Here is a 17,969-nt window from a genome sequence, read left to right as displayed (position 1 = left end):
CTTAGTCCCCCTGCATTTTTTTGTTCTTTTTTGGCATTTGATATAAGAAAATAGGCAAATCTACATAAATATCACTAAGCCATGAAACATTGTCGACAAAAACATGTTATAGGGGACAATAAGATATAAAGAGAAGATGATTTATGAGCCTAAGTAAGCATATAGAAGAAGATTTGACGTCCCAATTACAGCGTGGACAAATCCCCTGTAAAATGAGCATTGCAGCTCTGTCTGAATATTACCAAAGTAGTTCTACTCCGATACGTGCTGTTGTCGCAAACTTGCTTGAACGTGACTTATTAAAAAAATTGCCTAATGGCCGACTTGAGGCTATCAATAGCCCACAGCTTGGAACTAGATCAAGAAAATCAAAAGCTGGCTTTTTAAAAAATACCTACGAAGATGTATTACGAGATATTGTACAGTTAAGTCTTAGGAATTCTGAAGAATTTATTAGAGAGGAAGCTGGTGCCAAAAGATACGATATTAGTCGCTCAGCTATGAGAGAGCACCTTCTACAATTAGCCGGACAAGGTTTGCTAGAACACATCCCTCGCCGTGGGTGGCGAGTTCGCCCATTTACTCAAAAGGATCTCAATAATTATTGCGAAGTCCGCGAAGTCATGGAACTCAAAGCGCTGGAACTAGCCTGGGATCAAATGGTGGATTGTGATCTGAAAGAAATACTTGAAGGCAATATTGCTTCGACATCCTCAGACAAACATCCCAAAATCGATAATCGCCTCCATGATTATCTCGTAGAAAAATCTGATAATTTCTACATCAAAGATTTCTTCAATCGCCACAAAGCTTTTTTTAAGATTCTCTTTGAATGGGAAGGTGAAGATCGCGACGCCGCCAATCAGGCAGTGGAGCAGCACCATGAAATACTAAATGCTCTACTCAAGCGCGACAAAAAGATGGCTCGCAAAGCATTGATCAATCATATTCACCACAATCACCCTGTGCTAAAAAACCTTGAAATCTCTAAGCTGGGGACACTATGATTTTGCTGCGTTTATTCCTTGTTTCAGCTCTTGTCAGCATCTCTTTATCAGCAGATGAGAAAGACCTCTACCTCGATAAAATCAAACCTCTTTTTAAAGAACGCTGTTTCGCTTGTCATGGTGTACTGAAACAAAAGGGGAAGCTCCGTTTGGACACGGTTGAATTCATGCATGAAAGAGACGTGATTAATAATGATGAGCTCATTATTCGACTCGAGTCAGATGAGGAAGACGAGAAAATGCCCCCAGAAGGCCACTCCCTAAGCAAGAAAGAAATCGACTTCATAAAAAGCTGGATTGCAGCCGGAGCTCCCGCTCCAGAAAATGAGCAAGCCGAAAGTGATCCGAAAAACCATTGGTCATTCCAAAGAATTGAAAAGCCCGAGACAATTCCCCCCGCCGGACATAACCCAGTAGATTTTTATCTCGCGCAAAAGCAAATTGATCAAAAACTCAAAACTCAGGGACTTAGCGAACGCAGCCTACTGATTCGTCGTCTCTATTTCGATCTTATTGGTCTGCCTCCTACACCGGAGCAAATGAAAGATTCCCGATCTATAGAAGAAATTACAGAGGAATTACTTGCCAGCCCTCAATATGGCGAACGCTGGGGTCGCCACTGGATGGATGTGTGGCGCTACAGCGATTGGTATGGACTGGACAAAGAACTTCGCGATAGCCAGAAACACTTGTGGCATTGGCGTGATTGGATTGTCAATTCCCTTAATGAAGACAAAGGCTACGATCAAATGATTACTGAAATGCTCGCCGCTGATGAAATTGCTCCCAATGAGCCCAAAACTATCGCGGCGACTGGCTTTCTTGCTCGCAATTACTACAAATTTAATCGAACCACTTGGTTGGATAATGTGATAGAACATACGGGTAAAGCATTCATGGGACTAACAATGAACTGTGCCAAATGTCACGATCACAAATACGATCCCATTGATCATACAGATTACTATAATTTTCGTGCTATTTTTGAACCTTATCATGTGCGAACAGATGCGCTTCCTGATTCACTCAATTATGAACAAAGTGGCCTACCGCGTGTCTATGACGAACATTTAGATACTCCCACCTACCTCCACAAAGGCGGAGACGAAAACAAACCCCATAAAAGAAAGAAAATAAGTTCTGCAGTTCCGCAGTTCCTGGGGTCTTTTGCGGAGTCCGCAAAGCCTGTACAGCTACCTCTCGACGCCTGGGCACCTGGATCAAAAAGTTTTGTTCATGTTCAACTACGTAAACAAGCTAAGGGAAAAATTCAGCAGGCTCAAAAAATATATGATGATCTCAAAAACAATGCACCTGTAAAAGCACCTCAAAAATTAATCGAGTTTACAGAACTGTCTGATCAATTCCAAACGGCTCGCCCCGATACATGGGATATGAAAGGCTCCGGTTGGCGTTATCAGGGTGGGATACTCTCAAATATCACACCGACAATGGAACGCAATTACCTACGTTCTAAAAAAGCTCATCCTCGTGACTTTGAACTCAATTTAAAGTTTCAAACGACTGGAGGTAAGACATGGAAATCTACGGGTGCCATCTTCGATGCGAATAAAGACGGCAGTTTAGCTCATGGCGTTTATACAAGTGCTTGGTCGGGTGGAACAAAAATTCAATTTTTCCACATCGTAAATGGCAAACACATATATCCAAATGCTCTGGCCAATATCCCCATCAAACTCAACGAGGAATATCGTCTTAAGATTCAAGTTCGGGATCAACTGGCTAATGTCTACCTCAATGAGAAACTCCTCATCACCTACAATCTTCCGCACCGTAATTCAGGTTCAGTTGAACTCTTCTCTTTTGATTCAACGGCAGATTTTTATGCTATTGACGTCCGTCAGCTCGATTCTCAACTCGTCCTCAAAACTGCTAAGAACAAAACCATTGATATTGCTCACCAGGACTTAAAAACGATTGCCAAAATGGAACTCGACATCAGCAAAATGGAACTCGATTTACTCGAAAGTGTCATCATTGCCGACAAAGATAAGTTTAGTCAAAATAAGTCAGATAAGGCCGCAAAAGCTGGACGTATGGAACTCGAGCTCAAACTCGCAAAAGCAAGATTCGAATTAGCCAAAGCTAATCCTGCAAAAAGAGCCCATATACTTAAAAGTATAGAGCAAGATAAAAAAGCTTTAAAGGAAAAGAAGTACCCCGCATATACTTCTATTAAGGGGAGTTTAAAGGCTCATATTCTTGCTAAGGACAAAGTCGAAGACTACTCACCCCTATATCCCAAAACCAGTACGGGACGACGCACTGCCTTAGCCAAGTGGTTCATTCACCGAGATCATCCACTAACTGCTCGCGTCGCCATCAATCACATTTGGATGAGGCATTTTGGAACTCCCTTGGTCGATACTGTTTTTGACTTTGGTCGTCAGGCTCCAAAACCCTTACACCAAGACCTTCTGGATTACTTGGCGGTAGAGCTCATCGAATCCAATTGGAGCATGAAACACATTCACAAAATCATGCTCTCATCAAAAGCCTGGCAACGCAGCTCGTCCAACTTAAATGCAGATGTCGCAACAATATCTGCTGATCCAGAAAACAAATACTACTGGCGCATGAACCCACGACGAATGGAATCACAAATCCTACGAGATGGTATTTTAGCTCTGAGTGGCAAACTCGAACTGAAAATGGGCGGGCCCACTTTGACTCCAAGTCCCAGTGCTAAGCGACGAAGTATCTACTTTTTTCACTCCCGTGACGGACGTTCCCAGTTTCTCGAACCCTTTGATGATGCCGACGTCTTTAGCTGTTACCGCAGGAGTGAAAGTATTGTGCCTCAACAAGCCCTCGCACTTATGAATAGTCAAACTGCGATCGAAGCGGCCGAAGCCATTAGTAAAAAATTTGACTCAAAGCTCAGCAATGCCGAATTTTGCCGACAAGCGTATTATCAAATTATCGGTAAAGAAATCTCCCCCGAAGAACTAGAACTTTGCCTAATTTTCCTACAGGAAAATAAAGAGCGCAGAGGCCTTATCCATTCCCTTTTAAACCTTAACGACTTCTTGGTGATCCGATGAAAAATTCAAACTACAGCAGTACTCGACGCTCTTTCCTCAAGCATTCTTCACTAGGACTCGGTTCTTTGGCCCTAGGTGGTGGCCTAAACGCTAGCCAAGCTCATGCTCCCCCCGACGGGCTTCCCCATTTTGCTCCCAAAGCTAAAAAAGTTATTTGGCTCTTTATGCGTGGTGGACTCAGTCAAATGGAGAGCTTTGACCCCAAGCCAGCGCTGAATAAGTATGCGGGAAAATCCATTAGCGAAAGTCCTTTTGCCCATGTCTTAGATCCTAGTAATCTCAAGGACCTACGCGTCCCCATTAAAGGTGATGCTAATGGTCAAAATCGCGAAAAAATCTACCCCATGCAAACGGGTTTCAAGAAGTACGGCCAAGCGGGCGTTGAAATCAGCGATTGGTTCCCCAACATTGGTAGCTGTGCCGATGAGATAGCATTTATTCGCTCCATGTGGACCACCGATAATAATCATGGTGCCCAGGTTCAATTCCACTCGGGTCGACACTTCCTTGACCCCCGTGTTCCAACTATTGGTGCTTGGATCAATTATGGCCTTAATCCTCTCAGTCAGGATCTGCCTCAATTCATCAATGTTGGCCCTCGCTTTTTTGAAAAAAAGGATGGGCATTATCTAGGTCCGGCCTACGATGCGATCAACCTAAAAATCGATCCCAAGAATCCCCTCAACTATGCGAAGCCCTTTGATAATCTCTCCCGCAAAGATCAGCAAAAAGCACTCTCTTTTACGAATCAGATGAATCGGCTCGCTGCCAGACAATTCCCCAAGGACCCCGCCTTGGAAGCTCGCATGAAATCCTATGAACTGGCATTTCGCATGCAGGAAGCCGTTCCTAATATCATTGACTTCACAAAAGAATCTTCGGAAACTAGAAAGCTCTATGGTTTAGACTACCCAGAAACGCGTGAATTCGGCCAGCAGCTCTTAGCCGCCCGTCGTTTTTCAGAACGGGGTGTTCGCTTCATTCAAATCATGCATGGCGATGGTGCAGCCGGTGCTTGGGATAATCACTCCGGGCTTAAAAAGGGACATACTAAACTATCTAAGCAAGTGGACTTGCCCACTGCTGGGCTCATCAAAGACCTTAAACAACGCGGTTTACTCGATGACACCATCGTCGTTTTTGCCACGGAATTTGGCCGTACACCCGGTTCACAAGGTGCCGATGGACGCGACCACCACCCCTTTGGTTTCAGTGTCTGGATGGCCGGTGGAGGTCTCAAAAAGGGAATTGTCCACGGCTCAACAGATGAATTGGGTTTCCACGCCGTCGAAAAACCTCACTACGTGACCGATGTGCACGCGACGATTCTCCATCAAATGGGCCTCGACCCTCGTCGAATGGAGGTCCCAGGTTATAAGCGTCTGGACCGCGACTTTGGTCACGTCATTAAGGATATCATTGCTTAATTTAAATGTAAAAATCACATCCATTCCTATAAGTTTGATCACCCCTGTTTTTGACGCATCCCGTCAAAATATAGAATAGGACAGTCATTTTGGCGCTTGCGACAGTAATAAATGGCTAAGTAAGTGTATCCACCTTATGAGATCAATTACAGTTCATCATTTAAGAGGTCATTATGAATATCAAATTTATGGTACTGGGCATTACAGCCCTTTTATCAATTCCGCAATTATCCACTCATGCCAATAAACAAAACCATTCCGATATAAGATGGGATCAGATCAAGACTTTTAAGTGGCAAAAGCACATGGTTGTTGCAGCTCGTAAACGCGACGCCAAGGGGTTCCTACTTCCACTCCAAAGCTATCAGGAAACTATTGACAGGGGCATGTCATTCATATTTGATGATCATCCACAATGGTTCAAGGGGCCTAAAGACTCGTTAATTGATGACGACGGAAAAGTCCAAATGCCCTGGATTTACTTTTCAAATCTCCAACACAACGGCTATCCATTTCCGCGTGCCATTGACCGATTCACTTCCTACCCAGCTGCTCATCACGCTCTGAGTATCAAAACTTTTCTCACATACTGGCGGACGACCAAAGATCAGCGAGCTCTCGATGAGGCCATTAATTTAGGCGACTGGAATATTGCCAATAGTACGCCATCTGATTGGGCATATGCCGGCATGCCCTACAGCACTTTTGAACACAAAAAACCCGGTGGATTTCGCGACAAATCCGGCATTATGCCCGATAAAGCTGCCGTACTTGGCATAAGCTATATAGATTTGTACGATGCCAGTAAGGAGGAGCGCTTTCTTAATGCTGCTAAAGTGATTGCGAAATCGCTCGTAAATAATCAAAGACCTAATGGCACCTGGCCTTTTAGAGTTGATCCCAAAACAAAGAAAATCATCGAGGAATACACCAGCAGCGTCATTTATGCCGTGCAATTATTTGAAAAACTCGATGCCATTAACAATAATCAACAGTATAAATCCTGCCGTGATAGAACATGGAATTGGCTCATCAATGGCCCCATTAAAACAAAAGAGTTTCGTGGCTTTTATGAAGACATCCCAGAAAGTAAAAACGGTCGTACGAATTATGACTGTCTCGACACCATTCGTTATCTCTTGAAAAATCGCACAGAGGATAATAACTACCTAGAACTGGCTCTCGAACTCAATGAATGGGTTGAAGAGATCTTCATGGATAAAATCAAAGGTTTTGAGCCCGCAGAAGGTATCCGCGAGCAACTTCAATGTAATTATGTCATGGGTATCCACAGCCTCAACTGGGCATCAACGCTCAAGCAATTAGCTGAAGCGAGCAATGACAAAACTATGCTTCAGCGTGCCATGCAAACGGCGAATTACACGACCTATTACTTGCAACCCGATAAGCGTATCGTTGTTGGCTTTGATTATAATCAATTTTGGTATAGCTCTCACATCGGAGTCGTTCTATTCCTCTACGATTTTGTTGAGCCATAACTTTGGGGTTTAGTGTACCTAAAAGCACGCGATTTTTATTACATCATTTAGCCCCACGTTTACACCTGGAGCTAGTAATAAGGGTAGGGAAGACTCCTTGCGGAGTCTCCCCTCCTTCCGAACCGTACGTGCGGTTCTCCCGCATACGGCTCTCCAGTCAGTGCTTACTCCGAAGAGACTGAAATTCCAGTTTCCAGGCTTCTTCCAGTGAAAAGAAGCCTAGATCTGTAAAGTAGGCTTTATTGTATTTACGAGTATCAATCATGCGATGAGAACCTCTCTTGCGATTATATTTGGCTATAATGCTGCGCAGTCTTCTGCGTGTAAATTCATCTATCCCTCGCATTGCATACACAGTGGAGTGCTTGAAGTATTGATACCATCCGACAAGATTTGGCCGAAGGTAAGCAATTATGTCCTCTATTGAGTCCTTATTGCTTCTCCTCGTTTTCTTGCGTATGGCATCTTTGCATTTCTTCAGACTCTGCTTCCTTGGCCAACGTTTAATGCGATGTGTATTTCGCGTTCTCTCGAAATGGTATCCGAGAAACTCGAAGTACTCGCACTTCTCTGTCATGTCGGCAATTCGCGTTTTTTCTGGATGAAGTTTCAGCCCATTGGCTTTCATCCACCTTCGCGTTTTGCGCAATGCCCTTTTGGCTGATTCTTTACTTTTACACATGATCAGGAAATCGTCTGCATAGCGCACTATCTCGAATCCAGCCTCGGTCATCTTGTGATCAAAGGGATCAAGATAGATATTTGCTAACAGAGGACTGATAATTCCTCCCTGCGGTGTACCTTCTTCAGGTTCCCAATGTTTGAGACCATCAAAGATATTGGCTTTGAGGAATTGTTCGATCAGATCAAGAATTTTACCATCAATGATCTTTTCCTTGACTCGACTCATGAGTTTCTCATGTGGTATAGTATCGAAGTAGCTTTGGATGTCGGCATCCATAACATAGAGATAGCCCTGCTTTAACAATTCATTCACTCGTCTAAGTGCATCCTTGCAACCCAGCTTTGGACGAAATCCAAAACTGTAGGGCGAGAAGTCGATATCGAATATCGGCTCTATCACATGTTTCAGAGCTGTTTGAACTACTCGATCACGCACTGTGGGTATTCCCAGAGGTCTGGTCTTTCGACCATCACCTTTTGGGATTTCCACTCGGCGCACTGCACGGGGATCATACCTTCCATCTTGCAGTTCTTCGAGAAGCTTAGCATTATTATGCTCCAGCTCTGATTCGTAGCGCTCGATTGATACCATGTCCACTCCATGTTTGCCCTTATTTGAACACACTTTCTCCCAAGCCTCCATAATATTATTCTTACGCATCAGCTTATCTGATAAGCTGTACCACTTGCCTTTTTCAACTCCTCTATGAAGAGTTTTCAGCATCTGATCCGTCCAGACAGAAGGTGACGCCCACGCTTGTATTTCAACAAAGCGTTCATCTCGTCCTAATATTTGTTTAGCCATTTCTGACATTCTTACATTCCTTCTACTCTTTTCTTCTCAGTTTCACCTTCCTGCCCCCCTTTGCTCCAGTGGCTTTCACCACCTTCATCGCTACTATGGGGGCTCTGACTCCTGCGTGGCGGATTCATCCGTACTGCCCACACAGGTCTCCCTACTTGATCCACAACACCTTCACACCATTCCATCACCAATCACCTGTCAGCGTCTATACATCGCTTTTCTTTCCGCCTTTCTTCAGCGTGTACAGCTTGAGCAGTTGGCTTACTTCGCCCTCAGGCTACGCAGCTCTTCCACCCACTCTCTGGTCTTCGCCATGACATAGCGGGCTCGACACCCTAACCGGCCGAATCGTGTTCGTCATCCTACGGACTGGTATTTCATCTCGGCCCTACTACCCACCCCGTCTCACAACGACGCAGTTGGCTTCGACTACAGGGCTAACGGCCAACCCTGACGAGGTCTTTCACCTCGCTGATGTTGTGTACGCATAGGCGTACTATGCCATCCCTTTGGGATTCGTTTTACATGGCATCGCCATGAAACCTTCTAGCCTGGGGTGTGAACCCATTGATTTATGTTTCGTATTTTCTTGTAATGATCGATGAATTATTGAGTCTTTGGAGATGTGTTTTTTTAGATTCGTTTTACTCAAAAAAAAAATATTTATTATTATTCCTACAGAACGTCTGAGTTTACCTGTTTTCGAGCCTAGGCGAGAATATCAGCGCGACTCTTTGTTAGCCCTGGCGCGTTCCCGTTGGTCATCAGCATATTCTGGCTCTTCTTGGCTCGCCAATAAACCCGTCGATCACCTAGCTACGGACCTGATTAGGCAAGCCCGTGTCCCGTGTATGTTATTCAGGCAAAGCGGATGTGGCTTTCGGCAGCACGATCTTCGCCATGTATACGGCTTCCTTGCCAGCCTTGTCCTTTCTTGTGTAAATCACGTGACTGCCGTGCGTTCCGAGGATGCGGGTATCCGGCAGGGGGATTTCCCACGTTTGGTTGTTGGATGCGTCATGCACCACGATCCCAATCACCCTACTGCCACTTTCTTTTACCTCGTCCACACGCACAAGGACCAGGGACGACTTGGTGGGGCCGGGGCCAATGGGGACAACGTTTGGCAGGTCCTTGATAACGGCTTGCGAATCCCGTTCCCAGATTCTTGTTCCATGCCGCGGGTCATAGGGAAAACCGAAGACGTCGATGTAGTGGAGGTGTTCGCCCGATGCCGTCCACTGCGGAACAAAGACGTATGTATACAGTGACAATGCGCCGATCTTATTGAACGCCGGCAGCGTTGCGGTTTCCTTGCGCTCTCTGGTGTTATACAAGAGGAGATCGGTAGGGAGCTCACGGCCATGCACTTCTGATGCCTTTAGGAGCATGATTAGGTCGGTGCAGGGCGAGATGGCTCGTGGATAGCCTGATAAAACATGTTCCTGCCAATTGAGCTGGTCCGTGTCGGCGAGAAGCAAGCGTATCTTGTCGTGTTCGCCCGGGTGTATCTTGTCGTGTTCGCCCTGGTCGATGGCAGACACGATATATCGGTCACCAGTGTTGTCATAGCTGGCCGTGACGAATGATCCCGTCGCGGAGAGATTCGTTGTTTTGGAAGTTGTGAAGTCGAACACAACCGCCTGCATCTTTTCGGTCTGAGCATCGAATATGCCGTTTTCGTCCGTATCGATTCCGACTCCCATCACAATTTTGGTGCCTGTTTTGTCGAAAGGATTATTTGAGAACGACATCATGGGGAGGTATTGGACCAGTTGCTTGGGAAGTGCGGGAAACGGCAAGAGCGTCTCGCTCCCGTCCGTCAGGTCCCGCAGCACCAGCCTGACTACTCCCTTGTGACCATTCTCCTCCGCAGGCTCCGCGCGGTAGAATAACAGTTTCTTTCCATCCGGTGACAGCTTGAAGAGGCCCTTCTGGCTATCGAAGATGCTTGATCCCTTTACGGCAGATGTATCGCCCGACAGGATCATCCTTTCGTTGGCAAGATGTGCGGCTTGCTCCGATCCGGTCGCTGGGGATTCCTTGTTTATATCAGTAATGCGAACGCTTCCATCAGTCGGTTCTACTTGTTTTGATGAACAAGAAAGTAGTGCAAAGATAGTACAGATAAGAAGAAATTGTTTATACATTTTTATGCCTCTAAATATTTAGTTTTATGAATGGACCGCGTCAAGTTCATACTGCGATAATGAAATAGAGATAGCCCGTATTGATTTTAATGATACTGCGTCTCTTTTGCTTAGTATTAAGTCTTATAACAGAAGTATCTTATGATGTTTACTTTTGCTGAAATTCTTTGGATGATTGTTCATAATTTTAGCGCAAGTTCTAACAAGGGCCTCAAAACTGAGGACCATGGAACTGATTAATTTAATTTCACTAAGGCCGTGGTTTTGTTTTCCAGTATAGCAATTTTTAAGTCATCTTCTTTAAAGCTTTTATTGAGTAAAATAATGATACTCGTTTTACCTTTATCGACTTCAATTGAAGCTGTTTTATTAACTGGATCTACCTTCAGTTTTTCACGGTTTATTTTAAAGGCGTTTAAGTCTTCAATAGTTGAGAATTGAAGTGTTAGTTGCCCCTTCTTGATCACTTCTAAATCAAATTTAATCACGGGTGTAGAACTTGGAAACATAGACTTATCTTTAAGTGGAATAGTCCCATCTACTTTGGCGTAATTATTATTAAAACTAAGTGTTTTAAGTTTGTTCCAAGTGCGTTTATTGATCGCCTCACCGGTCGTACCAAAAGAACGAATTGTACGTTTAGGTGACATTTTAAAATCGCCCTCTTTACCAAGTTCAGAAAGGAAGGCAATCAAGTGAATGAACTCCTCTTCACTAAGTGAACTAGCGAGACCAGGTGGCATCATTGACATGGGGTTGACCTCTTTACGTTTTATATTTCTGGTCGGAATTTTAGTAATATTACCAAGCGCATCGCGAATAAGCACCTGCTCTTTATTAGCAGACACCTGCGAACCCGCAATCATTTGACCATCTTTAGTAGACACCATTGTCATATGGTAGCCCTCTTTGATTTTTTTACTGGGCTGAAGAATGGATTCAATCAAGTAATCCACCGGGGCCGATGCTCCAATACTAATGAGGTCGGGCCCAATCTTCGGTCCCGCACCGCCAATGGCATGGCAGTTAATACAGGCAATGGATTGCTTTCGATAAATATTTTCTCCCAAATGTGGATTGCCTTTTTCGCGTACAGCTTTCACCATGGCGAGCAATTCTTGGGGACTCAGAGTATGCTTCATGGGCTTGAGTTCACCAGCTTTACTGAGGCTCAAAATGAGTTGGCTTAAATCACGACCGCCCATATTGGCTCTTTGTACACCGAGGAGAGCCACTGCAGCATTTATCTTCCTACCTTTGAGAGCATGACTAAGAATAGCCGGACCTTCTTTATCTTTAAGAATGACTTCAAAAATAGGTCCATAATCCAGATCAGCACTAGCATGCTCAAAGGCTGCGAGACTATGCTCCACCGAACTTTTCATATTAATAGAAGCAAGTGCAGCAATCGCTTTGACGGAAATTTGAGTAGATTTATTTTTCTCAATCACTGACAAGAGAACTTGCTCGGATTTAGGACTTTTGATTTTTGCGAGAGCAGTAAGGCTTGCATCCTCACCCTGTAAGGCTGAAGGTGCCAGCTGTGGAACCAAGCTAACAATCTGCCACTCACCAATTAATTGGCTAATTACGGAACTTAATTGCTTATCGCTTAGGTATTTTCCTAGCCCATCGAAATTCAATTGTGGTTTAATTCCACGTGATTGGCTAGTCTTAAGCAATGACTGTAAGATAACTTTTCGACTAGTAGGACTCGTATTTTGCATCATCGCCAAATTATAGAGCTCTGTGACTTGTTGGTGATTGCCGAGTTCACCGATCAAACGCAGTACATCATCTTGATTTTTAGTAGGGATTTCACCAGCTTTATAGGCCTGGTACAAGGCCAGCAAAGCTTTAGGATTACGACTAGCGTTAACAGCATAAGTTAGGTGCTTACTATTGCCATTAAAAAGTGTTTTTCCGATCCAATGATCCATCATTGTTCTTACGTTGAGTACTAGTGCGTAATCAATGGTTTTATCGAGCTCACTATCAAGTGCTTGCAATGCAACTTCAACTGATTGAGTAGATTGTATAAGGCGTAAGGCATTAACTGTTTCCAATCGGACAATTGGTGAATCATCTTTGATTGAGATTTTGAATGAATCAATTAAGCCCGCCATCTCTAGATATTGTTGCGCCGCTATTCGAATTACAGCAGCACGAATACGATAATCTTTAACAGCGAGCATCTCTTTGAGTAGTTGATTATCGGGTGTGTTTAAACCAACGCGCAACCAGAGCGCTTGCAACTTAGTATAATCACTTTGTTCTTGAGACAAAAACTGATTCAGTTTTGGAATAACTTCCTGAGCTCCACGCTCAATCAGTTCACGCTTACTTTTATCGATTGTGTAGCGATCGTCAGATTTTAAATTTGCGAGCAATTGTTCAGTAGAAGCCTGAGCAATCAAGGGCTTAGTTGATAGAGCCTTGTCCTTAGCAGTTATGCGCCAAATACGACCATGACTCTGATCACGACGCGCATCACGAAAATCTACTTCCCCATGCTGAATAATAATATTTGACCAATCCGCAATATAAAGCGCGCCATCGGGGCCCATTTTTACATCCACGGGACGAAAGCCACCATCTTTACCATCGAAGTCAATTTTCCCTGAGCCGGTGGACATCAAGTCTCCTTCTTGTCTAGATATAAAAGCACTACCATTTTCTTTAAGTCTAAATGTATTTATGCGATGCCCGCGAAAGTCATTAGTCACAAGGAGCCCCTGATATTTTTCAGGAAAATGATTTCCTGAAATAATTTCTAAACCACAGTGCTTAGGCTGACCTGGATTGAGTCCTGGATAGAGGTGGTTTGTACCGTGAGCGGTTAGCTGGGCAACATCGGGGAAGAGGTAGTTAATACCCTGATTACCCGCACCATCAGTCGCAAAGGTTTGTCCGTATTTATCGATACTAAAACCCCAAGCATTAATTAGACCTCTCGAATAAACTTTTAATTTCTCTGTATGAGGGTTGTACTGCCAAATTCCCCCCGCCATCAGACGTTTAACTCCCCAAGGTGTTTCAATATGGCTGTGAATGTAAACCGATTGGCTGAAGTAAAGCATACCATCTTGACCCCATTGAGGTGTATGAATGATATGATGTGTATCTTCAGTACCAAATCCCGACATGATGACCTTTTTGCTGTCAGCTTTCATATCGCCATCAGTATCTTTGTAATGTACAATTTCTGTAGAGTTTGCGACATAGACACCACCATTACCAGGCAATACTGCAGTGGGTATAAGTACATTATCCACAAACACGTGGCGCTTGTCGGCTTTACCGTCATTATTAGTGTCTTCTAAAACGACGATCTGATCACTCGCCATGTGACCTGGCTTAATTTGTGGATAGCCCGGCGCACAAGCCACCCAAAGGCGCCCTTCATTATCCCAATTCATATTCGTGGGATTAATAATCATCGGTTCGGCTGCAAATAAATTGAGCTCTAGATCCTCGGGAAGAGTAAAAGTTTTGAGTTCATCGTCAGCCGATAAGATAAGTTCTTCACCTGTTCTCTTTGCACTTAGTACGGGCATGATCTGAGGAACAATTTCGTAAGAAATATCTTCTAGATTTTTTAATTGCTGAATCTTTTCTTCGTGCTTATCAATGTAAGTAAGAAATTCTTTGATTTCCTTACCATTTTGTCCTTGCTCATGCTTTCTGAAATCGAAGAGATAAGTCGTGTTTTGAGGTCTCCATGAATGGAAAAATTGCTCATTTTTTTCTAAGATTTCTTTTTGAAGAAGACGTTCATGTAGCTTAAGTCCATGGATCTCAATACCTTTAGCAAAGGTTTTAGCATCAGCTAAAATTAAAGTACGCCCCTTGGCCTGAAGCTTGTATTTACCCGGCTTAAGCCCTGTTTTTGTAATGACTTGTGAATGTGATTTCTTTAATCCACTCAAAACCTCGGCTACTTTACGATAGCCGTCTTCATTGAGGTGTATTGAGTTTGACGTCAGACCTGTCACATCTCCAAGTTCATTAAAGAGGTCAATGAAATCCAAGCCCTGTCGCTGAGCCAATTGAGCAACGGCAGAGAAATACAGCTGTTGATTTTTATTATGTTTTAGCGGCTTGGGGTAAGGCGCTCCAAGGTTTTCTTGACGCGGTGTACTCATAAGGATTATTCGAGCTTTTGTGCGTATCTTTAAATCATTAATCAGAGCACTATAATTTTTTATAAATGACTGTAGACCTGCTTTGCCGGACCAAGACGCATTGGCTCCATAAGTAAGGACAATAGCGCTTGGCTTGCTATTGCTGACTTTTTGTAATAGTAAGCCATAGCCTTCTGCCACTTTAAAGTAGCCACGCGAATCGCCTCGGACCGTATCGGCCGACCAACCAAAGTTGCGGAATTGTATCTCCTTATCTCGATTCGCTAAGGTTAGATACGTTTCTATGAAGCCTTGCTCAGCCTCTCGTTCAACAAAAGTACCACCTACTAAAGCAACACGGTCGCCATCTTTTAACTCTAGTTGCGCACCTACTAAGGAGCCGGATAAGGCCACTAAACAAATTACATTTTTAAACCATTTCATGGAGGTCTCTTCTTTTATTAATTTATTATTTTCTATTATGATTTTCAAAAAATCTTATAAGTCTGTATCAGTAGGTTCAGACTTTATCTGAGTTTATTGTGATAATTTTTTCACATAACAAAGTTTGTAAATAAATGATATTTATTCACTACAAAGTCACGAAAGTATTAAAGCGAGTAAAATCACGCTCGAGCTAATTTAAAATAATGTTTGTGACTATTTTAAATGTTTTTGTTTGGTCTTTAGCTTTTCAAAACGACTTTTTATCTGCTTGAGAGAACCAATGGTCATATAAACTGTGTACTCAACTTTGAGCCCCTTTTTTAGCGTAAAGGTACGCAGTGGAGCAACGTATGAACACGCCGAGCCATCGGGGCCGGTCGTGCCGTTTCCCAAAGCTCTATAAACTGTAAAGTCTGTCGTTCCTGGAGTATAAATTCCAACGCCCCATTTATTCTCATCGACATAGGCAAGCCATTCAGATGTAGATTTCCCCAACTCTAAGCCACTTTTCCCAGGCTTACCGTTCTCTGCCAAGATTCTTGGATCTACTTGAACCAGCTTGCCTTCTTTACTGTAATAAAAATTCTTTAACTCACCATCAATAAATACTGCAGGCATTTCCTGGTGGCGTTTCTTCTTATGATCTTCACCACTGTAATTCATAGTAAAAGTGATACAGGCAATATTATCCTTGAGTTTAATCTGCTGTTCCATAATCGCTTCTGGACAAGGCTTAGCACTCGACCAGCGCCGTGGTTCCACTTTGGAATACAAACTATTATCTTTTTGATTCACTTTAAAATCAAGTAAACGCGATGGCTGCTTATCCCAACTACCGCCTTGTACCGGATTATAAATCCATGGCTTGCCATTCCAGTTGGAGCCATCTTTATCACCGTAATAAGATTGCTGTACAAAACGCCCTTCATCGAAGTGATTGAGTAGATTGCGCTGAGTTTTACTCTGCCCAAAGAACCCGATACAGCCGCCGCGTGAGCGGTCAATACCAATACGCACCGTGCCATTATCTAGATAAGCCCAAGGATTCTTTACATTTTTCGATTCAGCTAAAGCAGAATAACTACAGAGGAATAATGCAATGACTATTAAGTACTGTTTCAAATTAACTTCCTTTTTCTACTGATTTAAATAAATGGCCAACGTAACTAAAGTTCATAAATTTTGATCCATTTATTAAATACTCATATTAACTATAGCTAGATGTCCATTTTTACCTACTTTAATCTCTGGTGGTATAGAAGGGATCTCTTTGAGAGAAACATCTTTGAACTCTACTTCTCCATTGAATTCACCTAATAATAAAAACAATTTTTTATTAAAAATGGCTAAATCCGGATTCTTTCCAGAAATAAAATACGCCTCGTAATTTTGCCATTGAGGCTGGTATGAAAATTTAGCAATTAAACCTATACTTTCTCTTTTATGTTTCGTAACTGGTTTCGGCTTTTTCCAAGCTGTTCTTAAAGCGACCCAAAGATCTCCTTTTCCTTTCGCCCTCAGACTGAAATTCAAGCGATAAGCCACACCATCTTTTGCCTGTACAACTGTGCCCAACATCAAGTATTGACGTTCTGATTTCTGTGTAGTTTTTATCCGAAAGGATTTTTGAAACTGGGGCTCTATATTTTTATATTCACTACCTTTATCAAGCTTCCAGTATGCACTCTGCTCTAAAAATTTCCCATCTTTAATGAGTTCTGCCGAAACTGTGAAAGAAACCACAAGACTGATCAATATTGTAACTATACATTTTTTCATATTACTCTCTTTATTTTATTATTTTGAATTTAATTACAATCCCAGTAAGTACCTATGAGGTTATTACTACCAAGACCCACGCTGTAAGGATTACTCGCTGTGCGATAGCCCGTTCGTTGAGAATGGACATCTACACTATTTCTGTACGTCATAAAGGAAACATGGCCGTCTATCATCAGATAATTCGACGATTCATAAGCATGCTTAGTATATTCTAAGCCCGAATTTATAACTATCGCAAGCATATATGCCGAGTGCCTATTTCTATTATTATCAGTACCACCGACCCCATTATACTGATCTTGGAATTCAAAAAAAGCTATACTTTTAGCTGGGGCCGAAACAGAGCTTATTTGTCGTGATTCATCCTCACCTCCCGCTATCCCTCTCCAGATATTAGCCCATCCCTCTGTAGTGTAAGCGTTGGGAGTATAAGACCTGGTGAAACGCGACCCCACCCTCGACACATCATCAAATGGGCAGGTGTAGAGTTTATGCATATCAGCAGAAGTTCCCGTTACCGTACCAAAGTTATTCTCTGGTTTATTCATTTGGATACTTGTTAAGTTCCGTGAATCATAAGTACTTAACTTATCATCCCAGGACACATCATTAAGCTGAGTCATATAAAACCCATCATTATCACTAGTATACATTACAGTGGCTACACCAATCTGTCTTAGATTAGACTTACAAACAGCACGCCTAGCCTTCTCCCTAGCACTGCCTAGCGTCGGAAGTAATAGTGACGCAAGTATACCTATGATTGCTACTACAACCAGGATCTCGATTAAAGTAAAGCGCTTCTGCATTTTATTACCCTCTTACATTTCTTGATTGAGTCTTAATTATTATATGATAAGACCTCTATTGAATAATGTCAAGACTTGGCATTATTTTTTACCCAAAACAACTTTATATCTAATTTAAAGATAGTTAAGAAGAAGAGGCACGGCCCTCAACCACAGAAGAAATACAGTAT

Annotated in this window: 11 protein-coding genes and 1 pseudogene; 4 read left to right on the top strand and 8 right to left on the bottom strand. The window is 43.0% G+C overall.

What is annotated here, in order from left to right:
- Window positions 1-143 precede the first annotated feature (143 nt).
- The 4 genes from PQO01_RS03025 to PQO01_RS03010 all read left to right on the top strand — a co-directional run bounded on the left by PQO01_RS03025 (window position 144) and on the right by PQO01_RS03010 (window position 6,998).
- The gene (locus PQO01_RS03025; protein ID WP_274312566.1) at window positions 144-1,007 is read left to right on the top strand and encodes a GntR family transcriptional regulator; all 864 of its coding nucleotides are present in this window, start codon (window positions 144-146) and stop codon (window positions 1,005-1,007) included.
- Window positions 1,004-4,072, top strand: a complete 3,069-nt coding sequence (locus PQO01_RS03020; RefSeq protein WP_274312565.1) for a PSD1 and planctomycete cytochrome C domain-containing protein — start codon at window positions 1,004-1,006, stop codon at window positions 4,070-4,072. Before PQO01_RS03025 ends, PQO01_RS03020 begins: the two co-directional genes overlap by 4 nt.
- On the top strand, window positions 4,069-5,499 hold the full coding sequence (locus PQO01_RS03015) for a DUF1501 domain-containing protein (RefSeq protein ID WP_274312564.1): 1,431 nt from the start codon (window positions 4,069-4,071) through the stop codon (window positions 5,497-5,499). Before PQO01_RS03020 ends, PQO01_RS03015 begins: the two co-directional genes overlap by 4 nt.
- A 173-nt stretch (window positions 5,500-5,672) precedes the next feature.
- Window positions 5,673-6,998: a hypothetical protein gene (locus PQO01_RS03010; protein WP_274312563.1), complete on the top strand. Its 1,326-nt coding sequence runs from the start codon at window positions 5,673-5,675 to the stop codon at window positions 6,996-6,998.
- A gap of 157 nt (window positions 6,999-7,155) precedes the next feature.
- On the opposite strand, the gene ltrA is transcribed toward PQO01_RS03010, so the two are convergent.
- From ltrA to PQO01_RS21585, 8 genes and pseudogenes are all read right to left on the bottom strand, one after another.
- Window positions 7,156-8,487: a group II intron reverse transcriptase/maturase gene (gene ltrA / locus PQO01_RS03005; RefSeq protein WP_274312562.1), complete on the bottom strand. Its 1,332-nt coding sequence runs from the start codon at window positions 8,485-8,487 to the stop codon at window positions 7,156-7,158.
- A gap of 11 nt (window positions 8,488-8,498) precedes the next feature.
- Window positions 8,499-8,672 carry a hypothetical protein gene (locus tag PQO01_RS03000; RefSeq protein WP_274312561.1) on the bottom strand — a complete coding sequence of 58 codons (174 nt, stop codon included), beginning with the start codon at window positions 8,670-8,672 and terminating at the stop codon, window positions 8,499-8,501.
- A gap of 669 nt (window positions 8,673-9,341) precedes the next feature.
- Window positions 9,342-10,637 (bottom strand): hypothetical protein, encoded by a 1,296-nt coding sequence (locus tag PQO01_RS02995; RefSeq protein ID WP_274312560.1) that lies wholly within the window; start codon window positions 10,635-10,637, stop codon window positions 9,342-9,344.
- A gap of 236 nt (window positions 10,638-10,873) precedes the next feature.
- Window positions 10,874-15,205 carry a PVC-type heme-binding CxxCH protein gene (locus tag PQO01_RS02990; RefSeq protein ID WP_274312559.1) on the bottom strand — a complete coding sequence of 1,444 codons (4,332 nt, stop codon included), beginning with the start codon at window positions 15,203-15,205 and terminating at the stop codon, window positions 10,874-10,876.
- 216 nt (window positions 15,206-15,421) lie between these two features.
- Window positions 15,422-16,330 (bottom strand): hypothetical protein, encoded by a 909-nt coding sequence (locus PQO01_RS02985; RefSeq protein ID WP_274312558.1) that lies wholly within the window; start codon window positions 16,328-16,330, stop codon window positions 15,422-15,424.
- Between the two features lie 72 nt (window positions 16,331-16,402).
- Entirely contained in the window at window positions 16,403-16,987 is a 585-nt protein-coding gene (locus PQO01_RS02980; protein WP_274312557.1) for a hypothetical protein, read from the bottom strand.
- A gap of 29 nt (window positions 16,988-17,016) precedes the next feature.
- Window positions 17,017-17,613: a hypothetical protein gene (locus PQO01_RS02975; protein WP_274312556.1), complete on the bottom strand. Its 597-nt coding sequence runs from the start codon at window positions 17,611-17,613 to the stop codon at window positions 17,017-17,019.
- 15 nt (window positions 17,614-17,628) lie between these two features.
- Window positions 17,629-17,799, bottom strand: a pseudogene (locus tag PQO01_RS21585) (type II secretion system protein); the annotation flags it as partial.
- Window positions 17,800-17,969: the final 170 nt, after the last annotated feature.

The sequence above is a fragment of the Lentisphaera marina genome, from assembly GCF_028745505.1.
Lineage (GTDB): Bacteria > Verrucomicrobiota > Lentisphaeria > Lentisphaerales > Lentisphaeraceae > Lentisphaera > Lentisphaera marina.
Note: the sequence above shows the minus strand (reverse complement) of the source record. Positions and strands in the feature narration are given on the sequence as shown.

What these genes read in the sequence shown, in the direction of transcription:
- PQO01_RS03025 (WP_274312566.1), top strand. Translation starts at nt 144, where the DNA reads ATGAGCCTAAGTAAGCATATAGAAGAAGATTTGACGTCCCAATTACAG.
- PQO01_RS03020 (WP_274312565.1), top strand. Translation starts at nt 1,004, where the DNA reads ATGATTTTGCTGCGTTTATTCCTTGTTTCAGCTCTTGTCAGCATCTCT.
- PQO01_RS03015 (WP_274312564.1), top strand. Translation starts at nt 4,069, where the DNA reads ATGAAAAATTCAAACTACAGCAGTACTCGACGCTCTTTCCTCAAGCAT.
- PQO01_RS03010 (WP_274312563.1), top strand. Translation starts at nt 5,673, where the DNA reads ATGAATATCAAATTTATGGTACTGGGCATTACAGCCCTTTTATCAATT.
- ltrA (WP_274312562.1), bottom strand. Translation starts at nt 8,487, where the DNA reads ATGGCTAAACAAATATTAGGACGAGATGAACGCTTTGTTGAAATACAA.
- PQO01_RS03000 (WP_274312561.1), bottom strand. Translation starts at nt 8,672, where the DNA reads ATGGAATGGTGTGAAGGTGTTGTGGATCAAGTAGGGAGACCTGTGTGG.
- PQO01_RS02995 (WP_274312560.1), bottom strand. Translation starts at nt 10,637, where the DNA reads ATGTATAAACAATTTCTTCTTATCTGTACTATCTTTGCACTACTTTCT.
- PQO01_RS02990 (WP_274312559.1), bottom strand. Translation starts at nt 15,205, where the DNA reads ATGAAATGGTTTAAAAATGTAATTTGTTTAGTGGCCTTATCCGGCTCC.
- PQO01_RS02980 (WP_274312557.1), bottom strand. Translation starts at nt 16,987, where the DNA reads ATGAAAAAATGTATAGTTACAATATTGATCAGTCTTGTGGTTTCTTTC.
- PQO01_RS02975 (WP_274312556.1), bottom strand. Translation starts at nt 17,613, where the DNA reads ATGACTCAGCTTAATGATGTGTCCTGGGATGATAAGTTAAGTACTTAT.